This window comes from Methylophaga sp. UBA3603 (genome assembly GCF_002375335.1).
Lineage (GTDB): Bacteria > Pseudomonadota > Gammaproteobacteria > Nitrosococcales > Methylophagaceae > Methylophaga.
Genome location: NZ_DFMC01000010.1, coordinates 472,892 through 483,267, shown reverse-complemented (window position 1 = coordinate 483,267; position 10,376 = coordinate 472,892). Strand labels below are relative to the sequence as shown.

The window sequence follows — 10,376 nt, the reverse complement described above, 5'->3', positions numbered from 1 at the left end:
CCAAGTTTGGAAAATGATTCAGACGGTCTGGGCGCAGTTGGTGCTTACAAAGCACTGTCTAGCTGGACTAACCTGGGTGGTGTTCTGAGCGTATTTAGCCTGTAATACAGCTAGCAAAAGTCTATAGTTAATAAATAGACAGTTAAGTAAAATTAAGAACCCGGCATCGTTGATGTCGGGTTTTTTTTTGCCTGAAACAAAGTTATCTTACTTTAAAAATCTAAAGTCACTTCCATCAAACAAAATCAGGCTATTTTTCCTGGCACCCATTCAGGAAAATCCTGAACCCCAAGGCGTCAATTGCTGACGCTACTTATTCCACATCACCGTAACATTCACCTACCGTCTGAATAGTTCAGACGGTTTTACTTACAATTAATAGAGAGGAAATTATTATGTGGACTAAACCAGAATATTCAGACATGCGTTTCGGTTTTGAAGTAACCATGTATATCTGCAACCGTTAAGATTTAACGACCAGATATGTGTCCGGGGTTTATCCCCCGGGCATCTTCAACCGACCAGCAAATCAGACTGCTTTACGTTACGATGACTATCTTTAATAAATCAGTGTGATTTGCTGAATAGTCGACAGGAAAGAGAAATATGCACATACATGTCATGGGATCAGGAGCCGGCGGAGGCTTTCCACAATGGAATTGCAACTGCAATAACTGTAAAGGTGTGCGTGAAGGAACAGTAAAAGCAAGCAGACGTACACAATCCTCAATTGCCATCAGCTCAGATGGTGTGGATTGGATTTTGTTTAATGCCTCACCGGATATCAAAAAACAGATGGATGATTTTCCGGCACTGCAGCCGGCAAGAGAAGTTCGTGATACCGCTATCAAAGCCATATTGATTACTGATGCTCAGATTGACCATGTAACTGGTCTGTTGACATTACGTGAACATAATAAACCATGGGATATCTACTGCACTGAAGCAGTACATGATGATCTGACTACAGGGTTTCCGGTATTTAATATTCTTGGTCATTTCCGCGGCATAAACTGGCATGAAATAAAAACAGATTTAGAATCATTTTCCATCCCGGCAGCACCAGGCCTGATATTTACTGCAGTGCCTTTAAAGAGTGAAGCGCCCCCTTACTCACCGCATCGCCATAACACCGTGCCAGGAGACAATGTAGGCATTCGGGTTGAAGATACCCGTACTGGTAAAAATGTATTTTATGCGCCGGGTCTTGGGGTAGTTGAAGATCACGTACTTGAATTTATGCGTAATGCTGATGTAGTTCTGGTGGATGGCACGGTATGGACCGATGACGAGATGTCAAAAGAAGGCATCAGTGATAAACGGGCTCAGGAAATGGGCCATATTAATCAGTCTGAAGATGGCGGCACCATCAGTTTTTTAAATTCGATGGAACGTCCCCGCAAGATTTTGATTCATATTAATAACACTAATCCGATCCTTAATGAAGAATCGGCAGAACGTCAGGTGCTGAACAACGCAGGAATTGAGTTGGCATATGATGGTATGGATATTGAGCTATAACAATCGGGAAAGGGCAAACGATGGCTGACAACACACCTTGGTCAAAAGAAGAATTCGAACAAAAGCTGCGTGATAAAGAGCAGTTCTATCACATCAATCATCCGTTCCATAAATTGATGCATACGGGTAAGTTGAATCAGAAACAGGTTCAGGGTTGGGTAGCAAACCGCTTTTATTACCAAACCGCGATTCCTATTAAGGATGCGGCGATTATGGCCAACTGTGAAGATGCCGAGGTACGTAAACATTGGGTACAACGCATTCTGGATCACGATGGTTTTGAAGGCCAGGAAGGTGGTATTGAAGCTTGGTTGCAACTTGGAGAAGCCGTAGGCCTGACGCGTCAGGAACTGACTTCCTATGAACATGTTTTACCGGGTGTGCGTTTCGCAATTGATGCCTATGTCAATTTTGCTCGCCGTGCACCTTGGCAGGAAGCTGCCGGCTCTTCTTTAACCGAATTGTTTGCACCAAAAATTCATCAGGCACGTTTGGACAATTGGCCGGAAATGTATCCGTGGATAGATGAGCGCGGTTACCGTTATTTCCGTAAACGGTTAAGTGAAGCGCGTCGTGATGTAGAACACGGCTTGCAAATCACGCTGGATTATTGTGATACACGCGAGAAACAACAGCGTGCGCTGGATCTGTTGCAGTTCAAGCTGGATATCTTGTGGACCATGTTGGATGCAATGTGGATGGCGTATATTGAAGATCGCCCACCTTATTGTATGGATGTTGAAAAATGACAAATCGCGTATTTAACGCAGACAGTGTGCCGGTACTGGCACTAGGTTACCGCTTTCAATGGGAGCCCATGCAGGATTGTTATGTTTTATTGTATCCCGAAGGTATGGTCAAACTGAATCCTGCGGCTGGTGAAATATTGAAACGCATCAGTGAGAAAAAACAAACCGTCAGCGAATTAATTGCTGAACTTAAAGTCGCCTTTGATGGCGCAGATTTAGACGATGACGTCTATCAGTTTTTGGAGGAAGCACATGGCAACGACTGGATCAGAGCAGAATAAAGCACCCGGCAGCACCGGTGGTGCTCTGGGGATGAATGTACGTGATGCTATCCGACAGCCTTTATGGCTATTGGCAGAGCTGACTTATGCTTGCCCTTTGCAGTGCCCGTATTGTTCAAACCCGATGGATTTCGCCAAAATCAAAAGCGAATTGACCACCGAAGAATGGATTGATGTATTCAAACAAGCTCGGGCAATGGGGGCAACACAGCTGGGATTATCCGGAGGTGAACCTTTGGTTCGTCCCGATATCATCGAATTGATTCGTGCAGCACGGGATTTAGGTTTTTACACCAACCTGATTACTTCCGGTATCGGGCTGGATGCCAGCAAAGCAAAAGCATTTAAAGAGGCGGGACTGGATCATATCCAGGTCAGTTTCCAAGCGAGCTCAGAAGATTTGAATAACCTGATTGCGGGTACTGATGCCTTTCAACATAAAATTGAAATGGCCAAAGCGGTTAAAGCGGCGGGTTATCCGATGGTTCTGTGTTTTGTTACCCATCGGCAGAATATAGATAAAATCGACGAAATCCTGGATCTGGCAATCAATCTGGATGCAGATTATGTCGAGCTGGCCACCACTCAATATTACGGCTGGGCGATGCATAACCGTGATCAATTATTGCCTTTGAAAGAGCAGCTGGTTCGTGCTGAGCGCATTGCGCATGAGTATCAGGAACAGCAAAAAGGCAACATGAAGATCTATTATGTTGTGCCAGACTATTATGAAGACCGTCCGAAAGCCTGTATGAATGGCTGGGGCAATGTATTCTTGACGGTCACTCCAGATGGTACTGCATTACCTTGCCATGCGGCACGTGAGCTACCTGGGATGACATTGCCAAATGTCCGCGATACTAGCGTGAAGGAAATTTGGGAAGATTCAAATGACTTTAATCGCTTCCGTGGTTTTGACTGGATGAAAGAGCCTTGCCGCAGCTGTGATGAGAAAGTAAAAGACTTTGGTGGCTGTCGTTGTCAGGCGTATATGCTGACAGGCGATCCCGCGATGGCTGATCCTGTTTGCAGTAAGTCACCTGATCGTCATGTGGTTGATGAAGCAATTGAACGTGGTCGCAGGGAGTCTGAAAAATCAACTGAAGTTGCCAAGCCATTGGTTTTCCGTAACCCGAAAAACTCGAAACAAATCAGTGGGTTCTGAGTTTGCGATAAAAACTAGCGGCCTGACCAAACAATATGGTCAGGCCGTTGTCGTTAATGGACTGGATCTGCAGGTCAAAGCGGGTCAATGTTATGGCTTGTTAGGCCCGAATGGCGCTGGCAAAAGTACTACCATCCATATGCTCACCACTATGACTTCTCCATCAGCTGGTGAAGCCTGGATTGCCAATCAGTCCATCTCGGCTGATCCGGTTGCAATTCGGGGGTTGGTCGGTTTAGTGTTTCAGGATTCTGCTTTGGATCGCACCATGACGGTGGATGAAAATCTGCAATTTGCTGCAGCGTTGTATGGCATGACTAAAAAACAGGCCAACGAACGTATCGAAGAATTACTTGCCGTCTTTAATTTAGGTTCACGTCGTAATGCCAAATTGCTGGCGCTTTCCGGTGGACAGCGTCGAGCCGTGGATATTGCCCGCGGTGTATTGCATCAGCCGCAAGTATTATTCCTTGATGAACCAACCATTGGTCTGGATCTGCCGAATCGACGTTCTATTTGGCGATTTGTCGAACAGTTGCGCAGAGATCATGGCATGACAGTCTTTTTAACTACCCATTACCTTGAAGAAGCCGTAGCCTGTGATCATGTTGATTTCATTCAGCGTGGCGTATTACAAAAAGGGGGGAAACCAGTTGATTTGATGCGTCAGTTGGCGGCTTATGTACTTGAAATTGAAACTGTCGATATTGAGCCGGTGGTTACCAAACTAACACCACAGTTTGGCAAACCCATTATTGAGGATGAACAGTTAAGCTTTCTCATAAAGGATGCCGAGACAGATCTTCATTCTTTACAACAATCCCTTGGAGACAGCATTACGGCGATGCGTTGGCGTAAACCCAATCTCAATGATGTGTATCTGTGGAAAGTCTGTCCCCCCGAACAGGAGCAGTCAGCATGAGTTGGTTACCAGTTAAAGCCGTTGTAGGTCGAGAGCTGACAAAATTATTTCGTCAAAAAGCCCGCTTATTCAGCTCAATGGTACGTCCGATGATCTGGTTACTGGTGATTGGTTCGGGTGTTGGCAGCATGCTTAGTGGTGCGCAGCAGGAGGGCTATCTACAGTTTCTGGTGCCTGGCGTATTGGCCATGACGTTATTATTTGCGGCATTGCTATCGGCCTTAACTTTGGTCTATGACAAAGAATTTGGTGTGATGCGAATGATGATGATCGCACCGGTTGCGCATTACTGGATCGTATTATCCAAACTGATTGCTGCGACAATTACTGCCATGGTGCAGGCTTTATTACTGTTAATTATTCTATTACTGATCGGCTTGATTGATTTACAGATTGCCCTATTATTAATTCCACCTGCTTTACTAACAGCAGTGGCCTGTGCGTCAATGGGCGGTTTGATTGCAGTATTTTCCAAAACATTGGATAACTTTGCGGTCATCATGAATTTCTTTATCTTCCCGGTGTTTTTCCTGAGCGGGGCGTTGTATCCAGTGAGTCAGCTGCCTGATTTCCTGCGCTATGTGGTGCTGGTTAATCCGTTCAGTTATGGCGTAGATCTTTTAAAACATGCGGTTCCCGGAGCCCAGTCTGATTTTTCGATTTGGACAGATATGACGGTTCTTGTTACATTTTCTGCGGCTGCGATTGCCATTGCCTGCTGGCGCTTTTCACGTGAATCAGTTCATGAACCGTTATTTCATCGGGCGACCAAGCGCAGTTAAAGTTAATACTCCAGCACTTCTTTTGCTTATAAACTTCGTTATCCATGAACAATCAAATTCTGCTTCGTATACCTTGCATACAGCAGTGGTCAGATAGCAATTAGCAGCGGGCATCTTCAATGCAGATGCGGTTGCACCGCTTTTGGAAAGGTCATATCCTAGCCGATTGATAAAAACAAGCGGCAACCACTTAGGAATTATCCATGACATTCACCATGAATTCAGCGCATTCCAATATGGTCTGGCAGCAAGTGCGGCCCAATGAAGTTTCCAATCCTGAAGTTTTGAAGGCATTACAGCAAATTGATCGGGCACAGTTTGTCTCGGATGATTACAAAGCGTTGGCGTATTCAGACACACGATTACCAATTGGCTGTGGTCAGTTTATGTGGACACCGCTGGAAGAGGGACGAATATTACAATTTCTGCAATTAAAACCATCTGATTCGGTGCTGGAAGTCGGTACCGGCAGTGGATTTTTTACAGCATTGATTGCACAACTGTCATTAAACGTCATTAGTATTGAATATTTTGCAGAATTGTCCACTTTGGCGGGTTCACGATTAAAAGCTGCAGGCTTACAAAATGTAAACTTGCAGTGTGGTGATGCCAGTCATGGCTGGAAATTGGCAGATCGCATTGATGTTATTGTCCTGACAGCCAGCTGTCAGCAGGTACCGGAAGATTACCTCCATGCACTCAAAGTCGGTGGCCATTTAGTCGCTATCACCGGGCAGGCACCTGCAATGCATGTGCAACGCATTACTCGCACAGGCGAGTGGCAATGGCAAACAGAGAATTTATTTGAAACGGTGGTCGCACCATTGGTGCATGCTGAAACAAAACCAGAATTTAACTTTTAACCCAGAGAGCTTGTTATGAAACAAATGTCAGCAACTCAATTAAATGAGTTTTTGCAGGAAAACGCACAGGAAGCGATTCTGATTGATGTGCGTGAAGCACACGAACTTGCCAATGGCATGCTGGAAAATGCGAAACATATGCCAATGAACAGTATTCCGGTACATGTTGAAGAACTTGAATCTGAAAAAGACAGTCCGATAGTGTTGATTTGTCGTTCAGGCCAACGCAGCGCACAAGTCGGTCAATATTTAGAACAATTGGGTTTTACCGACGTCATAAATCTCGAAGGTGGCATGAATGCCTGGGCAGCGCAGATCGACAAAAATATGAGAGTTTATTAAGGATAGATAATGAAAACGCTGTTTATTGCAGTTTTTTTCGCAGCAGTATTTTCCAGGCCGGCATGGGCGGTTCAGGATCTGGTCGATATATATAATTTATCTGTCCAGAGCGATCCGATATTAATGGCACAGGCAGCGTCGCTTCTTGCCACGAGTGAATTAGAAGATCAAGCTGATGCAGCCTTTTTGCCCCAAGTAGATATGGTCGCTAATAACAGTAAAGTATGGACAGACAGCTCTTCCCAACGTTTTGGTGGCTCCAGCGAATATAACGATCATGGTTATACACTGAGTCTGGTGCAGCCGATTTATCGACGTAACAACTTTGTACAATCACGGCAGGCAACTATTGCGATTGAAGGCGCTACGGCTGATTATCAATTTGTCGAACAGGATTTGATTGTTCGTGTGGCTGAGCGCTACTTCGCTGTTTTGGGCGCCGAAGATGATTTAAGTTTTGCTCTGGCAGAACTTGAAGCCATTGAAAAACAACTTGAGCAAGCTGATCAGCGATTTGAAGTTGGCTTGGCTACTATTATTGATGTCACCGAAGCCCGGGCGGCTTATGATCTGGCAACTGCCGCCGTTATTGAAGCTGAAAACTTATTGGCAAATGCTCGCGAGGCTTTACGGGAAACCGCCGGTCAATATCCCAGTGAACTGGCTTAATTAAAGGAAGAAACACCTCTGGTCAAGCCTGAGCCAGAAAATATTGATGAGTGGAGTGAGCAGGCAATCGTCATGAATCCGGTATTACTCTCTGCCAATAGTAATGTTGGACTGGCCAAGGAAAATATAGAATTTGAACGTAGTGGTCATTACCCAACGCTGGATTTGGTCGCGCAGAAGGGTTACACCTCTCAAAGTGACAGCAATTTGAGTGGTAGCAATAAAACGCATCAGAAAATTCTGGGGTTGCAGATCAATATTCCTATCTATGCAGGTGGTGTTGTTAATTCAAGGACTCGCGAAGCCAGTTTCAGGTTGGATGAAGCCATGCAAAATGAAGAAGAACAGCGGCGAGCAATTATACGTCAGACCCGTGCCGCCTATAACAGCGTCATGTCAGGCGTTAGCCGGGTCAATGCGCTGCAGCAGGCGGTATATTCCAATAAAAAGGCACTGGAGTCCACTGAAGCGGGTTTTGATGTCGGCACAAGGACAACCGTAGATGTTTTGAATGCGCGTCGAGAATTATTCAGCGCATTACGTGATTACTCCCGCTCCCGCTATGAATATGTCGTCAATACGTTAAGACTCAAACAAGCTGCTGGTATTGTCAGCGTGAATGATATCGAGCAAATTAACCAATGGCTGGTACCCTGAACCTGAGGAGTGGTTATTGCCATGATGGCAAATTCTGAAAACAGTGTTTTAGTGATAATTGATGTTCAACTGAAATTAGCTCAGGCCATGCCTGATGGAGTACGTGAGCGCCTTAATAAACAGATTAGAATTTTACTTTCTGCCGCCAAGGTGCTGAATATTCCTGTTATTGTGACGGAACAATACCCCAAAGGACTTGGACCTACAGAGTCAGATTTACAGAATAATTTGCCCGTCGGCACCAAAACGATTGAGAAAACCTGTTTTTCCTGCCTGCAATCTGAGGATTTCCGCTTTCAACTGGCTGCAACTAACCGTCAGCAGGTTATTCTGGTGGGAATGGAAACGCATATATGTGTATTGCAAACTGCTTTAGCGTTACAGGCTGAAAACTTCAGTGTTCATGTGGCGGAAGATGGCGTCTGCTCCCGTTCAAAATCCAATCAATACAATGCTATTCAACGCATGCGCCATGCCGGCGTGGTCATTAGTAATGTCGAATCGCTGCTGTTTGAATGGCTTGGCGATGCCAGCCATGCAGAATTTAAAACACTGGCCAAATTGATTGTCTAACGGTTGCGCTGTGCGTTAGCTCTACGCTGCCGCCTTTCTTTGCAGTTGATTACCGTTAGCTGCCTGTCCGCTTCACTCATATTTTCCCAACGTAATATCTCATCCATCGTCCGAAAACATCCCCGACAGATATCCTGTGTATCAAGACCGCATTTGCCAATGCAGGGGCTGGGAGTGAATGATTTATCTGATTCCATATTAGTGTCTGATCGTAGGTTGGCGCTGAGCTTGTGAAGCCCAACATTCAAGGGCAGGGCAGGTTGGGGTGAGGTGCGAAACCCAACATCTTAATTTAACTCATAACCAAATTTGATTGTGAAAACTCAAGCATGAAACCGCTGGCGTTTATTGGCCATACCGACTTTGGCAGGTTTGTTTAACGTTGGCAGCGCTTCATAATCCGGCTGGCCTTTAAGACCGGCACGGGCATAATCCAGCCGCAGATGATCTTTGACCAATTCAACCGGTTGATGCATATCTTCTGTCAGCACAACATAAATCAGTTCAAAAAGACGTTTCAAGGCAATTTTGGCAGTTTGACCAGTACGCTGATAAATCTGATCTGACAGGGTCATGAAATGCCAGAACGGTTGATCATCAAGCAGCAACGGCAGGGTATTGATGAACCGCCCTGAGTTCCCGATCAAATCCCAGTAACGGGCAAAACGATTGACCCGTTGCATGGTGATAAAGTCGATTTCACGGCTGCTGAGCAGGTTATACGGCGGCAGAGGATTAAAGCGTAAATCACTGGGTTCATTATGCCGGTTCAATGGCGCGCCACGCAGACGTTTGAGAATGCCGACCTGAATTTCATGAGGATTCAATGCGATTAATTGATCAAAGCTGTCAGCAAAATTTTCCAGAGTATCGCCGGGCAAACCGAAGATCAGATCGGTGTGTAAATGCGCACCGCTATGTTCACGCAACCAGCGAATATTGTCTTTGCTCTTATCGTTGTTCTGCTTGCGGCTGATTCGTTCCTGGATTTCGCTGTCAAAGGTCTGAATACCAATTTCAAATTGCAGGCTGTTGGGCGGAAATTTCTGCAAGACCGATTTCAATTTATCTGGCAGATTATCCGGCACCACTTCAAAATGCAGATATAAATCATCGCTCATGCGTTCCAGGAAAAACTCCAGAATGGCAATGCTGGTGGTGATTTTCAGATTAAAGGTACGGTCTATAAATTTAAAATTTCGCACACCACGCTGCCACAGCTGATCTATTTCAGCGAGAAATTCATCGAGTGGAAAGGCCGTCGCGGTTTTATCCAAAGCCGATAAACAAAACTCACATTTAAATGGACAGCCACGGGAAGCTTCAACGTAGATCAACCGGTTACGAATATCCTCATCGTTGTAAAAACGATAAGGCAGAATCAACTGTTCCAGTGGTGTTGCTCGGCCATTAATATATTTAGTTGCAGGATTTTCATTGCTCAGTAATTTTTCGCAAAGCTCACGAAAATCCTGTTCACCGGGTCCGGCAATCACATAATCAGCCAGCTCACAAACTTTTGGCAAATCAGGTGAATGACTGACTTCCGGGCCACCGAGAATAATGCGGATTTCAGGCTTAATCGATTTTAATAAGGCAACAACGGCTTCAATTTCACTGACATTCCATATATACACACTGAAACCGATAACCTCAGGCTGATAACTAAGCAATTTTTCAGCAATGCTCAGCGGTTGTTCCTGAATAGTGAATTCGATCAGTTCGGCGGCGGATTGATGCTCACCCAGATTGGCATATAAATAACGCAAACCAAATGCCGAGTGCATATAACGGGCATTCAGGGTGGTGAGCAGGATTTTGGCAGTAGTTGACATGCGCACATTGTAAATCA

At 45.2% G+C, this 10,376-nt stretch carries 14 protein-coding genes; 12 read left to right on the top strand and 2 right to left on the bottom strand.

Annotated features, from left to right (window positions below; all coding sequences use genetic code 11):
* Positions 1-395 precede the first annotated feature (395 nt).
* The 12 genes from pqqA (at position 396) to B4F66_RS13105 (ending at position 8,524) form a co-directional block, all read left to right on the top strand.
* Complete coding sequence (gene pqqA / locus B4F66_RS13160; protein ID WP_081443609.1) at positions 396-467, top strand: pyrroloquinoline quinone precursor peptide PqqA; 72 nt, start codon at positions 396-398, stop codon at positions 465-467.
* 139 nt (positions 468-606) lie between these two features.
* Positions 607-1,521 carry a pyrroloquinoline quinone biosynthesis protein PqqB gene (gene pqqB / locus B4F66_RS13155; protein WP_292353449.1) on the top strand — a complete coding sequence of 305 codons (915 nt, stop codon included), beginning with the start codon at positions 607-609 and terminating at the stop codon, positions 1,519-1,521.
* A gap of 20 nt (positions 1,522-1,541) precedes the next feature.
* Entirely contained in the window at positions 1,542-2,270 is a 729-nt protein-coding gene (pqqC, locus tag B4F66_RS13150) for a pyrroloquinoline-quinone synthase PqqC (RefSeq protein WP_292353450.1), read from the top strand.
* A complete protein-coding gene (pqqD, locus tag B4F66_RS13145; protein WP_292353451.1) occupies positions 2,267-2,551 on the top strand; it encodes a pyrroloquinoline quinone biosynthesis peptide chaperone PqqD in 285 nt (94 codons plus the stop codon). Before pqqC ends, pqqD begins: the two co-directional genes overlap by 4 nt.
* Positions 2,523-3,716 (top strand): pyrroloquinoline quinone biosynthesis protein PqqE, encoded by a 1,194-nt coding sequence (gene pqqE / locus B4F66_RS13140; protein WP_292353452.1) that lies wholly within the window; start codon positions 2,523-2,525, stop codon positions 3,714-3,716. Before pqqD ends, pqqE begins: the two co-directional genes overlap by 29 nt.
* Positions 3,706-4,638: an ABC transporter ATP-binding protein gene (locus B4F66_RS13135; RefSeq protein WP_292353453.1), complete on the top strand. Its 933-nt coding sequence runs from the start codon at positions 3,706-3,708 to the stop codon at positions 4,636-4,638. Before pqqE ends, B4F66_RS13135 begins: the two co-directional genes overlap by 11 nt.
* Complete coding sequence (locus B4F66_RS13130; RefSeq protein ID WP_292353454.1) at positions 4,635-5,420, top strand: ABC transporter permease; 786 nt, start codon at positions 4,635-4,637, stop codon at positions 5,418-5,420. Before B4F66_RS13135 ends, B4F66_RS13130 begins: the two co-directional genes overlap by 4 nt.
* A 203-nt stretch (positions 5,421-5,623) precedes the next feature.
* Positions 5,624-6,283 (top strand): protein-L-isoaspartate O-methyltransferase family protein, encoded by a 660-nt coding sequence (locus tag B4F66_RS13125; protein WP_292353455.1) that lies wholly within the window; start codon positions 5,624-5,626, stop codon positions 6,281-6,283.
* A 15-nt stretch (positions 6,284-6,298) separates the two neighbouring features.
* Positions 6,299-6,625, top strand: a complete 327-nt coding sequence (locus tag B4F66_RS13120; protein ID WP_292353456.1) for a rhodanese-like domain-containing protein — start codon at positions 6,299-6,301, stop codon at positions 6,623-6,625.
* A gap of 9 nt (positions 6,626-6,634) precedes the next feature.
* A complete protein-coding gene (locus B4F66_RS13115) occupies positions 6,635-7,294 on the top strand; it encodes a TolC family protein (protein WP_292353457.1) in 660 nt (219 codons plus the stop codon).
* A gap of 18 nt (positions 7,295-7,312) precedes the next feature.
* The gene (locus B4F66_RS13110) at positions 7,313-7,951 is read left to right on the top strand and encodes a TolC family protein (protein WP_339640313.1); all 639 of its coding nucleotides are present in this window, start codon (positions 7,313-7,315) and stop codon (positions 7,949-7,951) included.
* Positions 7,952-7,972: 21 nt separating this feature from the next.
* The gene (locus B4F66_RS13105; protein ID WP_292411181.1) at positions 7,973-8,524 is read left to right on the top strand and encodes a hydrolase; all 552 of its coding nucleotides are present in this window, start codon (positions 7,973-7,975) and stop codon (positions 8,522-8,524) included.
* Here the strand turns inward: B4F66_RS13105 and B4F66_RS13100 are convergent.
* Together B4F66_RS13100 and B4F66_RS13095 are read right to left on the bottom strand one after the other, a co-directional pair.
* The gene (locus B4F66_RS13100) at positions 8,521-8,721 is read right to left on the bottom strand and encodes a DUF1289 domain-containing protein (RefSeq protein WP_292353459.1); all 201 of its coding nucleotides are present in this window, start codon (positions 8,719-8,721) and stop codon (positions 8,521-8,523) included. The two genes, B4F66_RS13105 and B4F66_RS13100, sit on opposite strands and share 4 nt — an antisense overlap.
* A 126-nt stretch (positions 8,722-8,847) precedes the next feature.
* Positions 8,848-10,359, bottom strand: coding sequence for a B12-binding domain-containing radical SAM protein (locus B4F66_RS13095; protein ID WP_292354090.1), 1,512 nt, complete (start codon positions 10,357-10,359; stop codon positions 8,848-8,850).
* Positions 10,360-10,376: the final 17 nt, after the last annotated feature.